Origin of the sequence: Luteimonas kalidii, from assembly GCF_029887935.1 — a bacterium.
GTDB lineage: Bacteria > Pseudomonadota > Gammaproteobacteria > Xanthomonadales > Xanthomonadaceae > Luteimonas > Luteimonas kalidii.
This window is the reverse complement of the sequence record NZ_JARXRO010000018.1, coordinates 499,480-521,008: the sequence shown is the minus strand read 5'-3', so window position 1 is coordinate 521,008 and position 21,529 is coordinate 499,480. Positions and strand designations below refer to the sequence as shown.

Genomic DNA, 21,529 nt, shown 5'->3' with positions numbered 1-21,529 from the left:
ATTTCGCCGCAAAGGCCTGCCGGTCGGGACGGCGCTCGGCTTGCGGGCGCGAGGGCAGTCGTGCAACTCGCAAGTCCCCGCCGAAGGCCAACCCTCTCCGCACGTCGGGTGCGGATGCCCTTGGCTACGAAATCAACGCGGAGGCGACAGACGCGCAGCCCGTTGCCGGGGGACATCCGTCGTCAAGGGCGTCCGTCCCCGACGCCCCGGTCGATGTCCGGGGCCAGGGCCTTGTCGCCGGGACGGGGGAGTCAAGAAAAAGCCCGCGTCCTGCGACGCGGGCTCCGGTCATCAGGCAGCGATCAGCGACGCTGCGGCGGCTGCAGCTCCGTGCGACTCAGGAAACCGTCGCGGTTGTCGTCCATCCAGGCGAAGCGCTTGGCCAGCCGCGGCATCTTCTCGTCCACCTCGACCCGGCTCAGCCTGCTGTCGCCATTGAGGTCGGCCGCGGCGAAGCGTTCGTCGAAGCGCTTGCGCATCTCAGCCTCGTGCTGCGGCCGCTGCGCTGCGTGCCAGGCCCGCAGTTCGCTGCGGACCACGAAGCCGTCGCCATTGGCATCGATCGCCGCGAACTGCTCGGCCAGCTTGTTGGGCCGGCCCTCGCGCCCACCCTTGGCCGCGTCGACCTCGGCACGGCTCAGGCGTCCGTCGCCGTCGGTGTCGAGGCGTTCGGGATGGGCGAAACCGCCGTGCCCGCGCCGCCCCTTGCCATGGCCGCGATGCTTGCGCTGCGGCCGCTCGCTGGCGTCGAGGCGCCCGTCGGCATTGCGATCCAGGGTGTCGAACTTCGCGGCAAGGCGGGGAAACTTCGCCGCCTCGCTGCGATCGATCGCGCCGTCTCCATTGGTGTCGAGCGTCGGCCTCGCGCCGCGCTCGGCGGACGCAGCAGGTTCAGCGGCAGTGGCGCCCACCGTCGCGAGCGACAGCGCGAGCGCGATGAACAGGGTCTTGTGCGTCATTTCTCGGATCCTCGGGATGCGGCTCCAGCGCCGCCGTGCATCCGTCAACGCCCGCCGCGCCCGCCGGTTGACCCGCGCGCGGTCGCGTTCAGCCGGCCGACACACGGAGGTCGCGACCGCTGCGACCCATGCGCAGTATGCTGGGACCCATCGGAGCGTCGACACGCATGGGCGAGAACGACAACCTGCGGCTGTTCCATACCGGCACCCACGCCTGCGGCTACTGGCCCGATCGCACGGCGCGCGACCTCGTGTTCGATCCGCACGACGAGCGGCTGCCCGCGTTCTATCCGCAGGCGCTGGAATGGGGCTTCCGCCGCTCCGGCGACATCGTCTACCGGCCGCACTGCCCGCACTGCCGTGCCTGCGTCGCGGTGCGCATTCCGGTGCGGGATTTCCGGCCCGGCCGCAGCCAGCGCCGCTGCCTCGAGCGCAATCGGGACGTCGAAGCGCGGGTGCTGCCTGCCCGGCGCGACGAGGAGCGGCTGGCGCTGTACCTGCGCTACCTGCGCGCGCGCCACCCCGGCGGCGGCATGGATACCCACGGCGCACACGAGTTCGACCAGTTCCTGGTCGGCAGCTGGGCCAACACGCGCTTCGTGGAACTGCGCGAGGAGGGACGCCTGCTGGCGGTGGCCGTCACCGACGTCGATCCGCGCGCGATGTCCGCGGTCTATACCTTCTACGATCCCGACGCCGCCGGACGCGGACTCGGAACCCTGTCCATCCTGCGGCAGCTCGACTGGGCCGCGCGCGAGGGACGCGAGTTCCTCTACCTCGGCTACTGGATCCGGAACCACGACAAGATGGACTACAAGCGCCGTTTCCGCCCCCTGGAAGGTTTCGACGGCCGCCGCTGGCGTCCGTTCGATGCGCTGGGGGACATGTGACGCAGCGTCTGCCCGCTCTCTGCCTCCCGGTCGTCGCGCTTGCGTTGATGCTGGCAGGCTGCGTCCGCGTCGACGTACACGGCACGCCTCCTCCACCGGAACCCCAGATGCCCGAAACCCCGCCGCTGCGCGTCGCCACCTACAACGTCTCGCTCTACGACGAGGACGCCGGCGGCCTGGTCCAGCGGCTGCAGCTGGGCAACGCGCAGGCGCGCAGGATCGCCGCGGTGCTGCAGAAGGTGCGGCCGGACATCGTGCTGCTCAACGAGTTCGACTTCGATTCCGAGGGCCGCGCGGCCGACCTGTTCCAGCGCCGCTATCTCGAACGGCCGCAGTCCGGCGGTGGCGACGCGCTGCACTATCCCTACCGCTACCTGGCACCGGTCAACACCGGCGAACCCAGCGGACTGGACCTCGACAACAGCGGCCGCGTCGGCGGCGATGGCCGCGAGCGCGGCAACGATGCCTGGGGCTACGGCCTGCACCCGGGCCAGTACGGGATGCTGCTGCTCTCGCGCTATCCGATCGATACCGCCGCCGCACGCACGTTCCGGCTGCTGAAGTGGAGCGCGATGCCCGGCGCACGGCGTCCGGTCGATCCCGCCACCGGCGCGCCGTTCCATCCCGATGCGATCTGGAACCAGCTGCGGCTGTCGTCGAAGTCGCACTGGGACGTGCCGGTCGAGACGCCACTCGGCCCGCTGCACGTGCTGGCTTCGCACCCGACGCCGCCGACCTTCGACGGCCCCGAGAACCGCAACGGCCTGCGCAACCACGACGAGATCCGGCTGTGGCGCGAGTACCTCTCGCCCGACGACACGCCCTGGCTGTGCGACGACGCCGGCACTTGCGGCGGCCTGGCCGCGGACGCGCGCTTCGTGATCCTGGGCGACCTCAACAACGACCCGACCGACGGTGCCGGCGAACACGAGGCGATCGTGGAACTGCTCGAACACCCGCGCGTGCTGCGGCATGCCACGCCGCGCAGCGAGGGCGCCGCGCTGGCCGCGGCGGAGGATGGCGGCGAGAACGGCCGGCACCGCGGATCGCACGCGCACGACACCGGCCGCTTCGGCGCGCGCGTGGGCAACCTGCGGCTGGACTATGCGCTGCCCTCGACGGGCTTCGCGCTCGTGGGCTCGGGCGTGTTCTGGCCCACCCCCGGCGATCCGGACGCGGAACTGGCGGCCGCCAGCGACCACCACCTGGTCTGGGTCGACCTGCAGCGCTGAGTGCGGCCCGCGTCCGCGGGATCACGCCGGGCCGGGGACGCTCCCGGGGCTGGCGACCGGCGTGGTCGGCGCACCCGCCGGCGTACCGGACGTCGCGGTGGCGGTGGTGGTCGCCGTGGTCGCGGCCGTGACCACAGGCCCCTCCTGCCCGTGCGGCCGGAAGCCGAAGCTGCCCGCCTGCTGGCTGGAGACGATCATCCGCACCATGCTCGACGGCACCATCAGTTCGAGGGTGACGTCCTGGCCCTCGGCAGTGCGGCCGAACATGGTCATCTCCACGAACGCGCCCGCCGTATCCACCTCGCTGCAGGAGATGTGCGGACCGGCCTCGCCCTCCTGCAGGTAGGGTTTGATCGCCTCGCCCAGCGCTTCGAGCGCCTGGGGGTAGAAGAACACGGCGTAGCCGCTGTTTCCGTTCATGTCTGGCTCCTTTCGAAGATGAGTCGCGCCGCGCGCCTGTTCGTGGTCCGCGCCGGCAGCATCGCGCCGCGATGGCGATACGTGGCGGTGCGCGCTGGCGCCGCCGGCTACCGCAGTTCGATGGTAATGGCGGCGGTCGCATCGCGCGAGACGGCGCGCGCGGCCTCGACCGACTCCGCGCGCGCGAGCGTCACCCCGACCCGCCGCTGGCCTTCGACCCCCGGCTTGCCGAACAGCCGCAGCGCGGTGTCCGGCGCGCGCAACGCGGCGGCAAGGTTGCCGAACACCGGCACGCCGCTGCCCTGCGCGAGCAGCGCGCTGGACGCGGACGGTCCGCGCAGCGGAATCCAGCCCTCCGCGTCCTCGCCCAGCGGCAGGCCGAGGATCGCACGCGCATGCAGGGCGAATTCGCTCAGGTCCTGCGAGACCAGCGTGACCAGGCCCGTATCGTGCGGCCGCGGCGAGACTTCGCTGAACCACACCTCATCGCCCTTGATGAACAGCTCGACGCCGAACACGCCCCAGCCGCCGAGCGCGTCGGTGATGGCGGTGGCCACCTGCTTCGCGTGTTCCAGCGCGCGCGGCGACATCGGCTGCGGCTGCCAGCTCTCGCGGTAGTCGCCGTCGCGCTGCAGGTGCCCGACCGGTGCGCAGAATGCGGTCCCGCCCGCGTGGCGCACGGTGAGCAGCGTGATCTCGTAGTCGAAATCGACGAAGCCTTCGACGATGCAGCGTCCGGCGCCGGCGCGGCCACCGGTCTGGGCGTACTCCCAGGCAGGACCGACCGCGTCGTCGCTGCGCACCGTGCTCTGACCCTTGCCGGAGGACGACATCACCGGCTTGACCACGCACGGCAGGCCGATGGCCGCGATCGCGGCGCGGTACTCGGCCTCGGTGTCCACGAACCGGTAGGGAGAGGTCGGCAGGCCCAGCGTTTCGGCCGCGAGCCGGCGGATGCCCTCGCGGTCCATCGTCAGGCGCGCGGCGCGGGCGGTCGGGACCACCCGCTGGCCGTGGTCGCGCTCGAGCGCCACCAGGGTCTCGGTATGGATCGCCTCGATCTCGGGCACCACCAGGTGCGGGGCTTCCGCCCGGATCAGGGCTTCGAGCGCGGCGGGATCGAGCATGTCGAGCACGTGCGCGCGGTGGGCGACCTGCATCGCCGGCGCGTCGGCATAGCGGTCGGCGGCAATCACCTCGACCCCGAGCCGCTGCAGTTCGATTGCGACCTCCTTGCCCAGTTCCCCCGCCCCCAGGAGCAGCACGCGGGTGGCCGAAGCGGAGAGCGGGGTACCGAGCGTGGGCATGCGGAGCGATCCGGGCGCGACAGGGGCCCCATTCTAGCCAGCGGCCCGCTGCCGCCTGCGGGATCGATGCCCGCCGACTGGGGCGAGGAAGGCCGCCTGTCGAGATCCCTGTCGGCGCAGGAGGCACAGGCGATGCCGGGCGACCCACCCCGAGACCGGACGCGCTTGACAAGGTTGATATCAAATTGATATCAATCAGCCCAGCCTCCCGGGGAGCCGACCATGCTGCACATCGTCCGCCTGATCGAACGACGCCATCCGCGCCACGCCGGCCGTCTCGTGGCCCTGCTGGCGACACTGTCCGCCTGCGGCGCCCTCGCCGGCGCGGCCCTCCTGTCCACCCGTCACTGAGTCCGGGGATGTCCATGAAAGAGAATCCGATGCGTTCGATGCCCGGCATTCCGGTGCTGCTCGCGCTGCTCGCCACCGTGCTGGCCGCGGGCTGGCTGCTGCTTCAGGGCGGCGGGCTGGTGGTCGCCGCGATCGCACTGGCGCTGGCCGCCGTGTTCCTGATGCTGGGCGCCTACATGGTCGAACCCAACCAGGCGGCGGTGGTGAGCCTGTTCGGCAAGTACGTGGGCACGGTGAAGGAGAACGGCCTGCGCTGGAACAACCCCTTCTACAGCAAGAAGAAGGTCTCGCTGCGGGTGCGCAACTTCGAGAGCGGCAAGCTCAAGGTCAACGAGCTCGACGGCTCGCCGATCGAGATCGCGGCGGTGATCGTGTGGCGCGTGGTCGATTCGGCCGAAGCGGTGTTCAACGTCGACGACTACGAGAGCTTCGTCCACATCCAGTCCGAGGCGGCGCTGCGCGCGATGGCCACCAGCTACCCCTACGACCAGCACGAGGACGACCAGATCTCGCTGCGCAGCCACCCGGCGGAGATCTCCGACCGGCTCAAGGAGCAGCTCGACGAGCGCCTCACCGCCGCCGGCGTGGACGTGGTCGATGCCCGCATCAGCCATCTGGCCTACGCCCCGGAGATCGCCCACGCGATGCTGCAGCGGCAGCAGGCGAACGCGGTGATCGCCGCGCGCACGCGGATCGTCGCCGGCGCGGTGGGCATGGTGGAGATGGCGCTGGCCGAACTGGAGAAGAGCGGGACCGTGAAGCTCGACGAGGAGCGGCGCGCGGCCATGGTCAGCAACCTGCTGGTCGTGCTGTGCGGCGACCGCGGCACCCAGCCGGTCGTCAACGCCGGTTCGCTGTACTAGGGCGATGCAACCCCACCACGTCGCCGCCCTGGTGTTCGCGCTGATGGCCCTGCCCGCCTTCGTTACCGCGGGCTGGCTGGGCGCGGGCCGGCTGCCGGTCGCAGGCGGCAGTCGCGGAATGACCGAGGGCCGGCGACGGGCGCTCGATTCGCGGCTGGCGCGGCTGATGCGGATGGTCGGTGTGGTGATGCTGGCCATGGCCGCCGGCCTGGCGGCCTGGGGCGGCGACGACACCCGGGTGCTGGCGCTCGCCGCGGTGATGGTGCTGGTGGTGAACGGGCTGGCGGTGGCGATGCTGGTGACCGTGTTCCGCGCGCGCCGGGACGGGACCGGCGGCTGATGGCCGAGAAGAAGGCCTATCCGCTGCGCATCGGCGCCGACGTGCTCGGGGCCGCACAGAAGTGGGCCGATGACGAACTGCGCAGCCTCAACGCGCAGATCGAGTATGTGCTGCGCGACGCGCTGCGCAAGGCCGGTCGCCTGCCCCTGGACCCGCCCGCGGACCGCGACGATCCGCCATGAGGCGCTTCCCTTCGACCGCGCCGACCCGCCCACTGGCGATCCGCCGGTCGCGGATCTCTGGCAGCAGGCAGTCCCCCATCGCGCGCCGCATGCGCGCCGTCGACCGCGCGTCCGGGTCACTTCGCGACCGCAGGCAGCGTCGTTGGACGGCAACGCGCAGGCCCCGACGACTGCGTGCAGTGCCGCGTCTTCTCCACCCGGTTCAGACACGAGGCAATTCGCAATGAGCAAGCGCTGGCAGTACAAGGTGGTCGAGCTGAAGGGGTCGTTCCTGGGCCTGCAGGCACCGGCGATCGAGGAAAAGCTGGCCCAGCTGGGCGCGCAGGGCTGGGAACTGGTGTCCGCGGTTCCGCACGGGATGGCCGTGCGGCTGTATCTCAAGAAGGAGCAATGACATGCCGTTCCACCGCTCTATCGCGCTGGTCCTGGGTCTGGCCCTGTCCTGGGCCGTGTCCGCGCCCGCGCTCTGCCAGGAACCTCCCACCGAGGCCGATGCCGGCGCCGTGGCCTTGGCCACCGACGTGCTCGACAGGATGGACGCCGGCGATTTCGAGGGCGTCGCCACGACGTTCAACGCCCAGATGCAGGCCGCGCTCGATCCGGCGAAGCTTGCGGACGTGCAGCGCCAGCTTGATGCCGCAGGATCGGTCTCGTCCCGCAGCGAACCGCTCGTGGTGCGGCAGGATGGCTACACCGTGGTGATCTTCCGGATCGAGCGCGAGCAGGTCGATCTCGACGCCACCGTCGCGATCGATGGCGACGGCAAGGTCGGCGGGCTGCACTTCGTACCGGCCGGTGGCGGCCCGCAGTAGCGCGGGTCCGCACGGCCATCGCGGCGCGGAGCGACCGGAGCGCACGGGCCGGGGCCATGGGTCGTCCTGTCCGCCCGCAGCGCGTCACGCCGCCGCGGCGCGGCGCGCGTCGAGCGCGAAGGAGCCGGTCGATGGCAACCGCCCCGCTCCATCGCTAAGCTGCACGGATGCATCCGCGCGCCCTCACCCTGCTCAACAGCGCCCGGATCGAACTCTGGCCGGCATGGCTGCTGCGGGCACGCGCCAGCGCAGACGCGCGTGTCATCGCGCGCGCGACTCGGGTGCTGCGACGCAAGCGCGACGGCCGCTATCTGGCCGCCGTCCTGGAGGCCGGCCTGATGCCCCTGGTGCCGCGGCTCGGCCGCGAGCCCGGAGTGGGCGAAGCACTCGACCTGCTCGACGCGCCGTTGCCGCAGCGGCCAGCCGACACCGACACCCTGCCGCACCGGGACGTCGAAGAAAGGCTGGAGGACCTGGGCATCAACGCCGCCGCCTACGCAGGCAGCAGCGGGCTCGCGCTGGTGCCGGAGCCCGCCGTACTGGTGCTGGCCGGCTTCGACCGCTACCGCCGGCCGCTGTGGCTGCGGGGCAGCGCCGCGCGTGCCTGGCAGCGGATGCGCGAGGCGGCCGGGCGCGACGGGATCGTGCTCGAGGCCATCTCCGGCTACCGCAGCCACGACTACCAGCTGGCGATCTTCGAGCGCAAGCGCGCACGTGGGCAGACGGTGGACGCCATCCTCGGGGTCAACGCCGCGCCCGGATTCAGCGAACACCATGCCGGCGTGGCGCTCGACATCGGCACCCCCGGCGAACCGCCGGCCGAGGAATCCTTCGAGGCCACCGGCGCGTTCGCCTGGCTCACCGGGCACGCCGCGGCACATGGTTTCAGCATGAGCTACCCGCGCGGCAATCCGCACGGGATCGTCTACGAACCCTGGCACTGGCGCTACGGCAGCGTGGGTTGAGGATCGAACTCAGGCGGTCGAGGCGGCCTTGCCGCTGAACTGCTGGAACACCATGGCGCGGGCCAGTGAATCGACCGGATCGAATGGCTTGCGCCAGCGCGGCTCCGGCCCGTTGGGACCCAGGCCCCGCATCCCGCCCGCGAGCCGTCGGTCGCGCCGCTGCAGGTAGTCCCGGGCGGCCTGCGTATCGAACGCGCGCGCATGACGCGGCATCTATCAGTCCCGCAGCGCGGCGATCGCGTACAGCAGCCAGCCCAGCAGCACCAGCCCGCCTCCGAACGGCGCGGCCGCGGACGACCCCCCGGCCAGCGCCTTCCAGGCCAGCGAACCGGCGAACAGGACGCTGCCCGCCAGCAGCAGCGACAGGGCCAGTCGCGCCAGGCGTGCGATCGGGCCGCGCGCCAGCGCCGCCAGCGCGACGCCATGCCCGAAGGCGTGCAGCGCCGCCGTCTGCAGGTTCGCCCGGACCGCCACCTCGGCACCGTGCGCGGCATATGCAGAGAGCGCCACGCCCAGGCCGGCGAGCAGGGCGCCGGCCGCGCGCAGCCAGGGCACGCCTCGTGAGGCCGGCAGCGACGCCGTCATCGCGCACCCCCGAACGCAACGCGCCGCATCCGGAGGATGCGGCGCGCGGCGGAGACTGGCGTCGGCGTGGCGGGGCTTATTCCTTCAGCCTCCAGAACACCTCGAACTCGCCGTTCTCGGTGAACGCCTCGTCGATGCCGTTGTTGTAGTACTCGAACGGACGGTCGGTGACCTCGTAGCCGTGGGTCAACGCCCAGGCCCGGACCGCATTGCGTACGTTCTCGAGCTCGGCCATATAGCCGACGTACTCGCCGCGGGCGGCCTTGCCGGCTTCGACGCGGATGTACTCGACCGGCGCGCCACCGGGGATCTCGACTTTCAGCTCGCCCTCGTCGACCGCGGGCGCCTGGGCCACGGTCGGGGCCGCGTCCTCGCCCTCGGCCTCGTCGCCGTTGGCCTCGTCTTCGTTCTCGTCGTCGTCGCCCGGGGTGCCGGCGCCCTTGCGACGCACCGCCTGGACCACGTCGAACGTATAGTTCTCGCGGCCCAGTTCGGTCGACACGATGCGCAGCGGGCCGACAGGCTCGAGATCGTTCGCATCCATCGTGCGCTTGATCCACTCGGTATTCGACTTCATCGAATCCTTGATGACCTCGTTGTTGCGCTCCACCGCGCCGGCCGAGACCGACAGCAGGTTCTCGGCCGGGGTATCGACCACGCCCAGGTCGGTCAGGCGCACGCCGTCGGCGCGATAGTCGACGTTGGGCACCGCGGCCAGCATGCTGGCGAGCTTGGACAGGCCCAGCTTCATGTCCTCGCCGACGTGGCCGCGCACGTACATGCCGGCGTAGCGGCCCAGCAGGTTCCAGCCGTAATCGACGTGGTAGGTCTGCGTGATCTCCATGTTGCGTCCGCCGCGGCCGGTCGGCTGGAGCTGGAACTCCATGCGCTTGTTCTCGCCCCGGTCCGGGGTCTCGAGTGCGTACACCACGCGGGAGTCGGGCTCGCTCTCGACGATCTCCCAGCTGCCCTCACCCAGCGAACGCTCGTCGGACTCGTAGTCGAGGCGGGCGCCGACGCCCGATTCCGGGCCGGACAGCGACAGGCGGGCCGCCGGATCGCGCATCGGCAGCGCGTTCCAGTCGTCGAACCTGCGCAGGCTGTTGAGGGTGTCGAAGACGATCGACTGGCGCCGGTTGGTCTCGATCTGTTCGGTGATCGTGCGGCTCGACGGCAGGAACAACGCAACGAGCACGAACAGCACGGCGACGATCGCCATTGAAATCAGGATCTCGAGCAAACGGGTCATTCAGGGTTCTCCGGGACCATTTCCTGCCATCGCAGGCGCAAGTGGCCAATCGTAGCAAGATTGTCCGGCGCGGGGCGAGTCGAAATTGCTCTCCGGGGCATGGGCCGGCCGTGCGAGGAACCCGGCCGCACGTGCATCGGGTCTTCACGGGGCAGCGGGCATGCGTGCTCGCGTCCCCGCGTTCGGCCAACCGCGCGACGCGCATGCGGAACGGCCCGCGGGACGCCGTGCCCCCGCCGCCCCCTCAGACCAGCTGCAGTTCGAACGCCTTGAGGACCGCCCGGGTGCGGTCGCGCACGCCGAGCTTGCTGAGGATGTTCGACACGTGGTTCTTGATCGTGCCCTCGGCCACGCCCAGCGAGTTGGCGATCTCCTTGTTGGAGAAGCCGCCCGCCATCAGCCGCAGGATCTCGGTTTCGCGGTCGGTGAGCGGGTCCGGACGGTCGAGGCTGACGAACTCGTTGCGCATGTGCTCCAGACCCGAGAGCAGGCGCTGGGTCACCGCCGGCTGCACCAGCGAGCCGCCGCCGGCCACGGTGCGGATCGCGCCGACCAGCTGTTCCAGCGACACGTCCTTGAGCAGGTAGCCCTTGGCGCCGGCCTTCATTCCTGCCAGCACCAGCTGGTCGTCGTCGAAGGTGGTCAGGATGATGGTGGGCGGCAGCTCGCCGCTGCGCGAGAGCGCCTGCAGCGCCTCCAGCCCGGACATCGCCGGCATGCGCATGTCCATCAGCACGACGTCAGGCTTGACCTGCGGGATCAGCTCCACCGCCTGCTTGCCGTCGCCGGCCTCGGCGATGACCTCGATGCCGCCGTCGAGGGCGAGCAGCGAGCGGATGCCCTGCCTCACCAGGGTCTGGTCGTCGACCAGGCAGACACGGATCATGGAACCTCCAGCGGGTGATGTCGGATCGCGCCGGCCTCGGCCGCGACGGATGGCGGGGATGATGCGGGAACGCCCGGCGCGGCGGCGTCGAGCGCCACCACGTTGCCTTCCATCGGCAGCCGCAGGCGCACGGCGAACCCGTGGCCGGGGGAGGTCTCCACCTGCAGCGCGCCGCCGTGGGCCGCGAGGCGCTCGCGCATGCCCAGCAGGCCGTTGCCGGCGGTGGCGACCTCGGCGCCGCGGCCGTCGTCGCGCGCCTCCAGCACCACCGCGTCGCCGTCGAAACCGTAGCGCAGGCGCAGCAGGCCGGCCTCGGCGTGGCGCACCGCATTGGTGATGATCTCCTGGGTACAGCGCAGCAGCACGTGCGCGCGCTCGGGATCGTCGACCAGGAAGGTCTGCGGCATGTCCATGTCGATGCGCAGGCCGGGCACGTTGTCGGCCAGCGGCAGCAGGGTCGCACGCATGTCGATCGCGTCGTCGTCGCGCAGCCGGCTCACCGCCTCGCGCACGTCGCTCAGCAGCAGCTTGGCCAGCGTGTGGGCCTGGGTGACGTGCTCCTGCGCCTGGCCGCTGACCAGGTGGTTGGCGACTTCCAGGTTCAGGCTCAGGGCGGTGAGGTGGTGGCCGAGCAGGTCGTGCAGTTCGCGCGAGATGCGGGTGCGCTCGTTCACCCGCACGCTCTCGGCCAGCAGCGCCCGGGTGGCGCGGAGCTCAGCGTTCAGCCGGCGTTGTTCGTCGCGCGCCAGGACCTGCTGCCGCGCCACGTAACCGGTGGCGAACACGAAGCAGGTGAAGCCGGCATACAGCACCGACTGCATGACCGCCTCGAACCACATGAAACCCAGGGCGCGGGTATAGACCGGGATCACCACCAGTTCGCTGAGCACCAGCACGCCGATGCTGGCCGGCAGCGGCAGCAGCCACGGCAGCACGCACGCCGCCACCATCAGCAGCAGCACCCCAAGGCCGCTGTTGCTGTAGTAGCTCAGCGCGACCGCGCTGCCGATCATCAGCACCAGCAGCACGTAGTCCAGCAGGTTGACGCGCCGCGCGTCCAGGGCGCGGCTCAGCCAGGCGAAGCTGCCGCCGAACACCGCCCACGCCACCCATGCATGCCAGCCGGCTCCGACCGCCGCGGGATCGGCCTCGTCCACCGGACCGGAAATCAGCCACAGCGGCATCACGATCACCACCCAGGTGAACAGTCCGGCGTAGCGCAGGAGGCGGGCATGGTCGAGGCGCGACAGCATGCGGCCATGGTAGGCGCTTTCCGCCAGCCGGCGAGCCCCTCGGAAGTCATGCGGACGGCCCTCGCGCGCGGTCGCGGGGGGGGCGGGCGGCGTGCGATAATCCGCGCCGGCGCCGCGGCGGCCGCCACGCGGCGATTCCGTCGTCGACCGGCCCGCGGTGCCGGTGAGCGGGTCCGCGCCCGAGGCATGCCACGTATCCGGTCGCCCGTCGGCGATGCGGCGCGCCGGGTCGGCGACAGCCGTCCCGTGCGACGCGACCGGGGCGACCATGTTCCGGGCACGCGGCCCCGCCCACGCGCCCGCAGTCTTCTGGAGTCAGGAATGTCGATCGTCATCCGCGACGTGCGCGAGCACGAGCTGGATTCCATCCTCGCCCTCAACAATGCCGCTGGCCCGACGATCCTGCCGCTGGACGCGGCCCGCTTCCGCAAGTTCTTCGACACCGCCGAGTACTTCCGCATCGCCGAGCGCGACGGCACGCTGGCGGGCTTCCTGGTCGGCTTCGGCTCCGATGCCGACCACGACAGCAGCAATTTCCACTGGTTCCGCGCCCACTGCGACCGGTTCTTCTACATCGACCGGATCGTGGTCGCCAGCCGCCGCCGCGGCGGTGGCGTCGGCCGCGCCTTCTACGCCGACGCCCAGAGCTACGCCGAGCTGCGCTACCCGCTGCTGACCTGCGAGGTGTTCCTCGAGCACGATGCCGACCCCGTGCGCCTGTTCCACGGCAGCTTCGGCTTCCACGAGATCGGCCAGCACGTCATGCCCGAGAGCGGCATCCGCGCCTCGATGATGTCCAAGGACATGTGCAGCTATGAATGGGTGCAGGGCACCTACGGCGATGCGCTGCCCGACGAGCCGTGGCTGCCGCGCCCGCGCGCCTCCTCCGCGGTGGCGGCCGACGCATGAGCGCTGCCATGAACTACGAACAGGCCGGCGAACTGAAGATCGGCCAGGTCGGCATCGCCAACCTGCGGGTGCGCACGCTGGACGTCGAACGCCTGGCGGCCGAGATGCGCGACCGGGTGTCGCGCGCGCCCAGGCTGTTCGCGCGCGCGGCGGTGATCGTCGACTTCGGCGGCCTGGCGGGCACCCCCGACGTGGCCACCGCACGCGCCCTGATCGACGCCCTGCGCGCCGCCGGCGTGCTGCCGGTGGCCCTGGCCTGGGGCAGCAGCGACAACGAAGCCCTGGCGGCGGAACTCGGCCTGCCGCTGCTGGCCAAGTTCCGGGCCCAGTACGAGCCTGTCGCAGGCCAGGGCGAGACGCCCGTCGCGCCGCCGCCGGCCGCGCCCGCCCCCGCGGTCGGGGCCCCGGCCCCGGCCAGGCCCGCGGCGCCACGCGGCGACTCCGCGCCGGGTCTGGTCCAGGCCCCGCCGGTGCGCTCGGGCCAGCAGGTCTACGCCGAGAACCGCGACCTGACGGTGCTGTCGCAGGTCGGCGCCGGCGCCGAGGTGATCGCGGACGGCTCGATCCACATCTACGGTCCGCTGCGCGGCCGGGCGCTGGCCGGCGCCCAGGGCAACGAGAAGGCGCGCATCTTCTGCCGCGCCTTCCACGCCGAGCTGGTCGCCGTGGCCGGCCATTACAAAGTGCTGGAAGATATCCCGAAGGAGCTGCACGGCAAGCCGGTGCAGGTCTGGCTCGACAACGAAGAACTCAAGATCGCCGCACTCGATTGACGGCGATACTCACAGGAGACGTGTTTTGGCAGAAATCATCGTGGTCACCTCGGGCAAGGGCGGCGTCGGCAAGACGACCAGCAGCGCGAGCATCGCCAACGGGTTGGCGCGGCGCGGCAAGAAGGTCGCCGTGATCGACTTCGACGTGGGCCTGCGCAACCTCGACCTGATCATGGGCTGCGAGCGCCGGGTGGTGTACGACTTCGTCAACGTGGTGCAGGGCGAGGCTTCGCTGCGCCAGGCGCTGATCAAGGACAAGCGCTTCGAGAACCTCTACGTGCTGGCCGCCTCGCAGACGCGCGACAAGGACGCGCTGACCACCGAAGGCGTGGAGAAAGTGCTCAAGGACCTGGCGGACGACGGCTTCGAGTACATCGTCTGCGACTCGCCCGCGGGCATCGAGAAGGGCGCGTTCCTGGCGATGTACTTCGCCGACCGCGCCATCGTGGTGGTCAATCCCGAGGTGTCCTCGGTGCGCGACTCCGACCGCATCCTCGGCCTGCTGTCGTCGAAGACGCGCAAGGCCGAGACCGGCGGGCGCGTGCACGAGCACCTGCTGCTGACCCGCTACAACCCCGATCGCGTCGGCAAGGGCGAGATGCTCTCGATCACCGACGTCGAGGAAGTGCTGGGCATCAAGACGCTCGGCGTGATCCCCGAGTCGCCCGACGTGCTCGACGCCTCGAACAAGGGCGAGCCGGTGATCCTGGCCGGCGAATCGAACGCCGGCCAGGCCTACGACGACGCCGTCGCCCGCCTGCTCGGCGAGGAGCGGCCGATGCGCTTCACCCAGGTGGACAAGAAGGGCTTCTTCAGCAAGCTCTTCGGAGGTTGAGCATGGGACTGTTCGATTTCCTCAAGCCCAAGCAGAACACCGCCGCGATCGCCAAGGACCGCCTGCGCATCATCGTCGCGCAGGAGCGCACCAGCCGCGGCGCGCCCGACTACCTGCCGCTGCTGCAGCGAGAGCTGCTGGAAGTGATCCGCAAGTACGTCAGCGTGGACGTCGACGCGGTGAAGGTCGACCTGGTAAAGGACGGCGAGCACGACGTGCTCGACATCTCCGTCGCCCTGCCCGACGGCAGGACCGCGACCGCCTGACGGCCGGGGTGCGCCGGGTCTTGGCTTGGCGCGTTGTCACGGCCGCGACCAGCGCACGCGAGCGGCATCGCGCGCGCCCTGTCGCGCGCCCGCAGGCCGGAAGATCCCGGATCCGACGCACGGCCCCTGCCCTGCCGCCATGACGCCGCACGCCATCCCCCGCAACGTCCTGCTCCTGAGCGAGATCGCGTTCGGCGACTGCGTCCGGCTGCTGGCCGGTTACGGGCTGCAGTTGCGCCGGGTCGAGGACGGCGCGCCGATTCCCGGCAGCTACTGGGGCGAACCGGAGGCCGGCATCGTCGGCAGCGAAGTCTTCGTCCGCGGCGACACGCCGGTGCATTCGCTGCTGCACGAGGCCTCGCACCTGATCGTGCTGCCGGCGGAACGACGCCGGTCGGTGCATACGGATGCGACCGATTCGGTCGAGGAGGAGGACGCGGTGTGCCTGCTGCAGGCCCTGCTCGGCGATGTCCTGCCCGGCGTGGGCCGCACGCGCGTGCTGACCGACATGGACGCCTGGGGCTACACCTTCCGCCTGGGCAGCGCGCGCGCCTATTTCGAGCACGATGCCGAGGCCGCCTGGGCCTGGCTGCAGGCGCGCGGGCTGGTGGATGCGCAGCGGCGCCTGGCCCCGGGCGCGGCGCCGCCGCAGGGATCACCGCCTGACGCCCCGGCCCTGACCGCACTTGCAGAGCCCCGGGACCCACTCTAGCCTGCGCGCAACGCTCCGAGCGCCGACCCGGGAAACGCCGTGATCCTTCGCAACAGCCTGCTCGTTCTGGCCATCGGTGCCAGCCTCGCCCTGACCGCCTGCCAGCGCGAGCCCTCCCCGTCCGGCGACACCGGCGACGCGTCCACTTCTTCGCAGGCCGCGCCGCAGGACGAGACGGCCGACGCCTTCATCGCCCGGGTCAACGCCGAACTCAAGGCGATGTATCCGGAGCTGACCGCGGCGCAGTGGCTGTCGAGTACCTACATCACCGACGACAGCCAGCTGCTCGCGGCCAAGGCGAACGAGAAGTTCCTGACCTCGCTCAACAGCTGGATCGAGCAGTCGAAGAAGTTCGAGGGCCAGCAGATGTCGCCGCAGACCGCGCGCGCGATCACCCTGCTCAAGCTCGGCACCGCGATGCCGGCGCCGAAGGATCCGGTCAAGCTGGCCGAGCTGACCCGCATCGCCACCCGCATGGAGGGCATGTACGGCAGCGGCAGCTACTGCAGGACCGCCGGCGATTCCAAGAGCTGCCGCCAGCTGGGCGAACTCGAGGACGTGCTGCGCAACGACCGCGACTACGGCGCCCAGCTCGAGGCCTGGCAGGGATGGCACACCATCTCGCAGCCGATGCGCGACGACTACCAGCGTTTCGTGGCCCTGGTGAACGAAGGTGCGAAGGAGCTGGGCTATGCCGACGCCGGCGAGATGTGGCGCTCGGGCTACGACATGTCGCCGGCGGAGCTGTCGGCGGAGACCGACCGCCTGTGGGGCCAGGTCAAGCCGCTCTACGAACAGCTGCACTGCTACACCCGCACCCGCCTCGAGGCGCAATATCCGGGCCGCGGTTCGGTGGACGGGTTGCTGCCCGCGCACCTGCTGGGCAACATGTGGCAGCAGGACTGGGGCAACCTCTGGGACGTGCTCGCTCCCTACAGCGAGCAGGAAGCCGGCGCGGACCTGGACGTGACCGCTGCGCTGGAGCGGCGCTACCAGTCCGACCTCAATGCGCGCCTGGCGAAGGAGAACGCGCTGATCGACACCGACCGCCGGGTGGAGGTGGTGCGCGAGGCGCAGCTCGAGGACGCCAGGCGCATGACCCGCCAGGCCGAAGAGTTCTACACCTCGCTGGGGATGCCGAAACTCCCGGACAGCTACTGGCAGAAGACCCAGTTCATCAAGCCGCGCGACCGCGACGTGGTCTGCCACGCCAGCGCATGGGACATGAACATGGGCGGCGAGGACGGCAAGTCGCCCGACGTGCGCACCAAGATGTGCATCAAGCCGAACGAGGAAGACTTCACCACGATCTACCACGAGCTCGGCCACGTCTACTACTACCTGGCCTACAACGACCAGCCGCCGCTGTTCCAGGGCGGCGCGCACGACGGCTTCCACGAAGCCATCGGCGACACCATCGTACTGGCGATGACGCCCGGCTACCTGCAGTCGATCGGCCTGGTGGGCGCGCAGCAACCCAGCCGCGAGGCGCTGATCAATTCGCAGATGCGCATGGCGCTGGCGAAGGTGTCGTTCCTGCCGTTCGGGCTGATGATTGACCGCTGGCGCTGGGGCGTGTTCGACGGCTCGATCACGCCGGAGAACTACAACGCCGCCTGGTGGGAACTGAAGGCGAAGTACCAGGGCGTGGCGCCGGTGACGCCGCGCGGCGAGGAGTTCTTCGATCCGGGCGCTAAATACCATGTGCCGGGCAACACGCCGTACACGCGCTATTTCCTCTCGCACGTGCTGCAGTTCCAGTTCTACAAGTCGCTGTGCGAGGCCGCCGGCTTCCAGGGCCCGCTGTACGAATGCACCTTCGCCGGCAACAGGGCGGCCGGCGAGAAGTTCTGGTCGATGCTGTCGAAGGGCAACAGCCAGCCCTGGCAGCAGACGATGACCGAACTCACCGGCGGCGAGCAGATGGACGCCTCCGCGGTACTGGAGTACTTCGCGCCGCTGCAGGAATGGCTCAAGCAGCAGAACGAGGGCAAGACGTGCGGCTGGCAGGCCTCCGCCTCGGCCCCTGCTGCGCCCGCCGCACCGGACGCGCCCGCCGCTCCGGTGACCCCGGCCGCACCCGGTCCGGGCGAGGACGCCCCAGCCAGCCGAAGCTGACGGCCGCGCCTGGTGCCGCCTCCGCGGAGGCGGGGTCTCCTCTATGATTGGCGACGGATATTCCAGGGGAAACCATGATGCCGTCCGTCCGCTGCCGGTTCCTGTCCGGACTGCTCGCGCTGTCCGCCGGCGCCGCCACCGCCGTCGCCGCGGCCCAACCGCCGCGTGTGTCCGCGGAGCGAAGCCGCACACCCGCGCAGAAGCACCAGCTCGCCTGGCGCGTCGCCGACGGTGTGGCGGTGCCCGCCACCCGCCTGCGCTACGGTGAGATGAGCGCCCGACGCATCCTCGCACTGCGCGACGCGAATGCAGTGCGCGCCGGCAAGCCACTCCAGATCGGCATCGCACGGGCAGCCGCGACCGAAGCCACCGCGGCGGACCTGCCACCGTTGCGCTGGACCACGCGCGCCGACGGCAGTTCGGTGGCCAGGATCGAGCTCGTCTCACCGCTGGCCTACGGCATCCGCGCCGGCCTGGAGGTGTCTCGACTGGATCCGCGCGTAGAGCTGCGCGTCGCCGGCTCAGCACGTCCCGGCGTGGTGGTGGCCATGCTCACCGGTGCGCAGGCACGTGCGCGACGCGGCGACGATGGCCTCTACTGGACGCCGGCGACCGATGGCGAAGGGCAACTGATCGAGCTCTGGCTGCCGGCGGGCGCCCCTGCCGGACACGTGCGCCTGCGAGCCCCACGTCTGAGCCACCTGATGACGAACGCGCTCGACGACTTCAAGATACTCAAGAACATCGGCGCATCGGGCGATTGCAACATCGACGCGATGTGCGAGGTCGCGCAGCTCGGCCAGGCATTCGTGAATGCGAAGGCGGCGGTGGCGCGAATGATTTTCGTGGTGGACGGCGGCAGCTACTACTGCACCGGCACGCTGCTCAACGATACGGATGCGGGCACCCAGGCGCCCTGGTTCCACACGGCGCACCACTGCATCTCGACCCAGTCGACCGCCACCACGCTCAACACCTACTGGAACTTCGAGTCCACCACCTGCGATGTCGATGCGCCTGCGAACCACACCATGTTGAATGGCGGCGCGGACTACCTGTATTCAAGCGGCGATACCGATGGTGCGCTGCTGCGATTGCGCGATCCCGCTCCGGCCGGGGCCACGTTCGCCGGCTGGGATGCCAATCCCCTCGCAGCCTCAAGCAACGTCACGGCGATCCATCATCCGTCCGGCGACCTGAAGAAGGTGTCCCTTGGCCGCCACCGTCCGGACAGCAGTGATGGCGTGAGCCACGCGGTCGGCTGGCTGCAGGGGACGACCGAAGGCGGCAGCAGCGGCTCGGGCCTGTTCACGGTCGGCCCGGACGGCTATTTCCTCCGTGGCGGACTCCACGGCGGGGACGCCTCGTGCGGCAACACCGGTTCGCTGGCCAATGCCGGCAACATCGACTGGTATTCGCGGTTCGACGTGGACTTCCCGCACATCCGTTCGTATCTGGCGCCGGCACCGGCGGTGCCGCAGCGCCGCAACGGATCGCAGCCGCTCCAGGCTCCGTAGGAGCGTCGCGAACGCCTGCCCTGCCGGCTCCCGGCGCCGGCATCGACAGCGGCGTGCGCCCGGCCAGAGACCTACAGCTGACCCGTCGGCTCCAGTTCGGCCGGGGCCTGCGGGCACGCCGGCGGCGTGCGCCCGCGTCGCTGTTCCCAGCGCCAGAACACCCAGCCCACGAGCACGAAGCCGGCCGCCGTGAGCGCCAGGTGCAGCGGGTCGTGGCTGACCAGCGGCGACAGCACGCCCGCCAGCAGCGCGTTCAGCACCAGGCCGGTGAAGGCCTGCAGCGACGAGGCCGAACCGCGCTGGCGCGGATACATGTCGAGGATCGCGAGGGTGAGGATCGGGAACACCAGCGCGATGCCGAATGCATTGAGCGTCATCGGCAGCACCGCCCAGGGCACCGTCGGCTGCGCGGCCAGCGCGCTGTAGGCGATATTGCCGGCTACCGCCACACCACTGCAGGCGAAGCCGATGTTCACCAGCCGGGTGCCGCTGATCCGCCCCGCCGCGCGTCCCGACACGAAGGCGCCGAGCATCATCCCGCTGATCATCGGGATGAAGAACCAGCCGAACTGGCGTTCGTCCAGCCGCAGCAGGTCGAGCACGAACGCAGGCGCCGAAGCGATGTACAGGAACAGCGCGGCGAAGTTGAACGCGCCCGCGGCGGCGAGGCGCTGGAACCGCGGGTTGAGCGCGATCCAGGCGTAATCGCGCGCCAGCTTGCGCGGCGCGATCGCCAGCCGCGCGTCCTGCGGCAGGGTTTCGGGCAACCAGCGCCACGTGGCGAGCATGAGCAGCGCCGAGAACCCGACCAGGAACCAGAAGATCAGCGGCCAGCGGCCCCAGCCGAGCAGCCAGCCGCCGATGATCGGCGCGATCGCGGGCGCGGCACCGAAGATCATCGACACCTGGCTCATCAGCCGCTGCGCATCGTCGCCCTGCAGCACGTCGCGGATCACCGCGCGGCCCACGATCAGGCCCACGCCCGCCGACAGTCCCTGAAGCGCGCGGAATGCCAGCAGCGTGGGCAGGTCCTCGGCCACGGCGCAGCCGGCCGAGGCCACGATGAACACCGCCAGCCCGGCCAGGATCACCCGCCGCCGGCCGAGGATGTCCGACAGCGGCCCGTGCACCAGGCTCATCAGCGCGTAGGCGATCAGGTACACGCTGATCGTCTGCTGCATCGCCAGCTTGTCGGCGCCCAGGTCCGCGCCCATCGCCGGGAACGCCGGGAAGATGGTGTCGATCGAGAACGGCCCGAACATCGCCAGGCCCGCGAGCAGCAGCGCCAGTCGGCGCAGTGGAACGGCGGGCGACGTCATGGCGGTCCATCGCCTGACGGCGACGCCGGTAGCGCGGCTCCGGGTGCGACAGTCACGGCGCCGGAGGCGAGCGGCCGGATGCCGGCGATCGATTCCACCGGCAGCACGAGTGCACGTTGCTCCGCCGGATCCCACAGGAAGACGTAGGCACTGCTCGTTCCCAGCATGCGCCAGTCGCCGGCGACGCGGCCCCGCCCGTCCTCCACCTGGACCGCATTTCCGCCGCCGGCGCGGATCGCATCGGCGCGCGAATCGCTCTGGTGGAACAGCATCATCGCCATCACCGCCAGCGCGGTCAGCGTCGCCGTCGTTTCGGGATGCAGGCCGAAGTACGCCCACCAGTCGCCCCGCCGCGGAAAGAAGGCCCGGAACCACCAGCGGCCATCCAGGCGCGCGGCGCGCTCGGGATGGCGCATGCGCCAGCGCTGTGGCCAGATCGAGAGCGCCGCCACCAGCAGCGTCCACGCCAGCAGCCCCGCGTAGGCCGGACGGCGCAGGCCGGCGACGAAGTAGTCGCTGCTCTGCAGGAACTCCAGGATCGGGATGTCGAACCGCCGGTAGAACCAGTACAGGTCCCACAGCCCGACGATCGAGACGAACAGGTAGCTGCAGGTCACCAGCAGCATCGGCTCGCGCCGGAACACGTCCCAGAGGCGGCGAACGATCGAGCGGTCGGCGTCGGCCTCGGCAGCGGGGTCGGCTGCGGGCGGCGCGGCCATCGGGGCGGTGGCGGGATCGGGTTGCAAGCGGGGGCTCGGGACGCGGTGCGTTCAGGGTAGCAAGTCC

The 21,529-nt window shown here is 70.7% G+C and carries 24 protein-coding genes and 2 pseudogenes; 16 read left to right on the top strand and 10 right to left on the bottom strand.

Annotated features, from left to right (window positions below; genetic code table 11):
• Positions 1 to 302: 302 nt before the first annotated feature.
• The gene (locus QFW81_RS13375) at positions 303 to 959 is read right to left on the bottom strand and encodes an EF-hand domain-containing protein (RefSeq protein ID WP_280579408.1); all 657 of its coding nucleotides are present in this window, start codon (positions 957 to 959) and stop codon (positions 303 to 305) included.
• A 167-nt stretch (positions 960 to 1,126) separates the two neighbouring features.
• On the opposite strand from QFW81_RS13375, the gene QFW81_RS13370 reads away from it, so the two are divergent.
• Both QFW81_RS13370 and QFW81_RS13365 read left to right on the top strand, forming a co-directional pair.
• Positions 1,127 to 1,849, top strand: a complete 723-nt coding sequence (locus tag QFW81_RS13370) for an arginyltransferase (RefSeq protein WP_280579407.1) — start codon at positions 1,127 to 1,129, stop codon at positions 1,847 to 1,849.
• 47 nt (positions 1,850 to 1,896) lie between these two features.
• Positions 1,897 to 3,081, top strand: coding sequence for an endonuclease/exonuclease/phosphatase family protein (locus tag QFW81_RS13365; RefSeq protein ID WP_280579405.1), 1,185 nt, complete (start codon positions 1,897 to 1,899; stop codon positions 3,079 to 3,081).
• Between the two features lie 21 nt (positions 3,082 to 3,102).
• On the opposite strand, the gene QFW81_RS13360 is transcribed toward QFW81_RS13365, so the two are convergent.
• Both QFW81_RS13360 and purT read right to left on the bottom strand, forming a co-directional pair.
• Positions 3,103 to 3,501 (bottom strand): hypothetical protein, encoded by a 399-nt coding sequence (locus tag QFW81_RS13360; protein WP_280579404.1) that lies wholly within the window; start codon positions 3,499 to 3,501, stop codon positions 3,103 to 3,105.
• Between the two features lie 107 nt (positions 3,502 to 3,608).
• Positions 3,609 to 4,808 carry a formate-dependent phosphoribosylglycinamide formyltransferase gene (gene purT, locus QFW81_RS13355; RefSeq protein ID WP_280579403.1) on the bottom strand — a complete coding sequence of 400 codons (1,200 nt, stop codon included), beginning with the start codon at positions 4,806 to 4,808 and terminating at the stop codon, positions 3,609 to 3,611.
• A gap of 222 nt (positions 4,809 to 5,030) precedes the next feature.
• Here purT and QFW81_RS13350 point away from each other — a divergent pair, with 222 nt between their 5' ends.
• The 7 genes from QFW81_RS13350 (at position 5,031) to QFW81_RS13320 (ending at position 8,321) form a co-directional block, all read left to right on the top strand.
• Positions 5,031 to 5,159 carry a hypothetical protein gene (locus tag QFW81_RS13350; protein ID WP_280579402.1) on the top strand — a complete coding sequence of 43 codons (129 nt, stop codon included), beginning with the start codon at positions 5,031 to 5,033 and terminating at the stop codon, positions 5,157 to 5,159.
• 14 nt (positions 5,160 to 5,173) lie between these two features.
• Positions 5,174 to 6,022 (top strand): SPFH domain-containing protein, encoded by an 849-nt coding sequence (locus QFW81_RS13345; RefSeq protein WP_280579400.1) that lies wholly within the window; start codon positions 5,174 to 5,176, stop codon positions 6,020 to 6,022.
• Between the two features lie 4 nt (positions 6,023 to 6,026).
• Complete coding sequence (locus QFW81_RS13340) at positions 6,027 to 6,362, top strand: hypothetical protein (protein WP_280579399.1); 336 nt, start codon at positions 6,027 to 6,029, stop codon at positions 6,360 to 6,362.
• Positions 6,362 to 6,544 carry a type II toxin-antitoxin system antitoxin gene (locus tag QFW81_RS13335; protein ID WP_280579398.1) on the top strand — a complete coding sequence of 61 codons (183 nt, stop codon included), beginning with the start codon at positions 6,362 to 6,364 and terminating at the stop codon, positions 6,542 to 6,544. Before QFW81_RS13340 ends, QFW81_RS13335 begins: the two co-directional genes overlap by 1 nt.
• A 223-nt stretch (positions 6,545 to 6,767) precedes the next feature.
• On the top strand, positions 6,768 to 6,938 hold the full coding sequence (locus QFW81_RS13330; RefSeq protein ID WP_280579396.1) for a DUF4177 domain-containing protein: 171 nt from the start codon (positions 6,768 to 6,770) through the stop codon (positions 6,936 to 6,938).
• Position 6,939: 1 nt separating this feature from the next.
• A complete protein-coding gene (locus QFW81_RS13325) occupies positions 6,940 to 7,356 on the top strand; it encodes a DUF3887 domain-containing protein (protein ID WP_280579395.1) in 417 nt (138 codons plus the stop codon).
• 167 nt (positions 7,357 to 7,523) lie between these two features.
• Positions 7,524 to 8,321 carry a M15 family metallopeptidase gene (locus tag QFW81_RS13320; protein ID WP_280579393.1) on the top strand — a complete coding sequence of 266 codons (798 nt, stop codon included), beginning with the start codon at positions 7,524 to 7,526 and terminating at the stop codon, positions 8,319 to 8,321.
• Between the two features lie 15 nt (positions 8,322 to 8,336).
• Here QFW81_RS13320 and QFW81_RS13315 read toward each other — a convergent pair.
• The 5 genes and pseudogenes from QFW81_RS13315 to QFW81_RS13295 form a co-directional block, all read right to left on the bottom strand.
• Positions 8,337 to 8,534: pseudogene (locus QFW81_RS13315) on the bottom strand (DNA-3-methyladenine glycosylase 2 family protein); the annotation flags it as partial.
• Between the two features lie 3 nt (positions 8,535 to 8,537).
• The gene (locus QFW81_RS13310; protein ID WP_280579391.1) at positions 8,538 to 8,906 is read right to left on the bottom strand and encodes a DUF423 domain-containing protein; all 369 of its coding nucleotides are present in this window, start codon (positions 8,904 to 8,906) and stop codon (positions 8,538 to 8,540) included.
• A gap of 76 nt (positions 8,907 to 8,982) precedes the next feature.
• Positions 8,983 to 10,155: a polyketide cyclase gene (locus QFW81_RS13305; RefSeq protein ID WP_280579390.1), complete on the bottom strand. Its 1,173-nt coding sequence runs from the start codon at positions 10,153 to 10,155 to the stop codon at positions 8,983 to 8,985.
• A 244-nt stretch (positions 10,156 to 10,399) separates the two neighbouring features.
• A complete protein-coding gene (locus QFW81_RS13300; RefSeq protein WP_280579388.1) occupies positions 10,400 to 11,041 on the bottom strand; it encodes a response regulator in 642 nt (213 codons plus the stop codon).
• Entirely contained in the window at positions 11,038 to 12,294 is a 1,257-nt protein-coding gene (locus QFW81_RS13295) for a sensor histidine kinase (RefSeq protein WP_425604038.1), read from the bottom strand. The genes QFW81_RS13300 and QFW81_RS13295 overlap by 4 nt, the downstream gene beginning before the upstream one ends.
• A gap of 321 nt (positions 12,295 to 12,615) precedes the next feature.
• Here QFW81_RS13295 and QFW81_RS13290 point away from each other — a divergent pair, with 321 nt between their 5' ends.
• From QFW81_RS13290 to QFW81_RS13260, 7 genes and pseudogenes are all read left to right on the top strand, one after another.
• Entirely contained in the window at positions 12,616 to 13,203 is a 588-nt protein-coding gene (locus QFW81_RS13290) for a GNAT family N-acetyltransferase (protein ID WP_280579387.1), read from the top strand.
• Between the two features lie 8 nt (positions 13,204 to 13,211).
• On the top strand, positions 13,212 to 13,976 hold the full coding sequence (minC, locus tag QFW81_RS13285) for a septum site-determining protein MinC (protein WP_280579385.1): 765 nt from the start codon (positions 13,212 to 13,214) through the stop codon (positions 13,974 to 13,976).
• Between the two features lie 25 nt (positions 13,977 to 14,001).
• Positions 14,002 to 14,811 carry a septum site-determining protein MinD gene (gene minD / locus QFW81_RS13280; RefSeq protein WP_280579383.1) on the top strand — a complete coding sequence of 270 codons (810 nt, stop codon included), beginning with the start codon at positions 14,002 to 14,004 and terminating at the stop codon, positions 14,809 to 14,811.
• A gap of 2 nt (positions 14,812 to 14,813) precedes the next feature.
• Positions 14,814 to 15,077 (top strand): cell division topological specificity factor MinE, encoded by a 264-nt coding sequence (minE, locus tag QFW81_RS13275; RefSeq protein ID WP_280579382.1) that lies wholly within the window; start codon positions 14,814 to 14,816, stop codon positions 15,075 to 15,077.
• 139 nt (positions 15,078 to 15,216) lie between these two features.
• Positions 15,217 to 15,693, top strand: a pseudogene (locus QFW81_RS13270) (hypothetical protein); the annotation flags it as partial.
• A gap of 135 nt (positions 15,694 to 15,828) precedes the next feature.
• Positions 15,829 to 17,907: a M2 family metallopeptidase gene (locus QFW81_RS13265; protein ID WP_280579381.1), complete on the top strand. Its 2,079-nt coding sequence runs from the start codon at positions 15,829 to 15,831 to the stop codon at positions 17,905 to 17,907.
• Between the two features lie 77 nt (positions 17,908 to 17,984).
• Positions 17,985 to 19,424 (top strand): trypsin-like serine peptidase, encoded by a 1,440-nt coding sequence (locus QFW81_RS13260; protein WP_280579379.1) that lies wholly within the window; start codon positions 17,985 to 17,987, stop codon positions 19,422 to 19,424.
• A gap of 71 nt (positions 19,425 to 19,495) precedes the next feature.
• Here the strand turns inward: QFW81_RS13260 and QFW81_RS13255 are convergent, their stop codons facing one another.
• Both QFW81_RS13255 and QFW81_RS13250 read right to left on the bottom strand, forming a co-directional pair.
• The gene (locus QFW81_RS13255) at positions 19,496 to 20,743 is read right to left on the bottom strand and encodes a multidrug effflux MFS transporter (protein WP_280579377.1); all 1,248 of its coding nucleotides are present in this window, start codon (positions 20,741 to 20,743) and stop codon (positions 19,496 to 19,498) included.
• Positions 20,740 to 21,489: a hypothetical protein gene (locus QFW81_RS13250; RefSeq protein WP_280579376.1), complete on the bottom strand. Its 750-nt coding sequence runs from the start codon at positions 21,487 to 21,489 to the stop codon at positions 20,740 to 20,742. The genes QFW81_RS13255 and QFW81_RS13250 overlap by 4 nt, the downstream gene beginning before the upstream one ends.
• Positions 21,490 to 21,529: the final 40 nt, after the last annotated feature.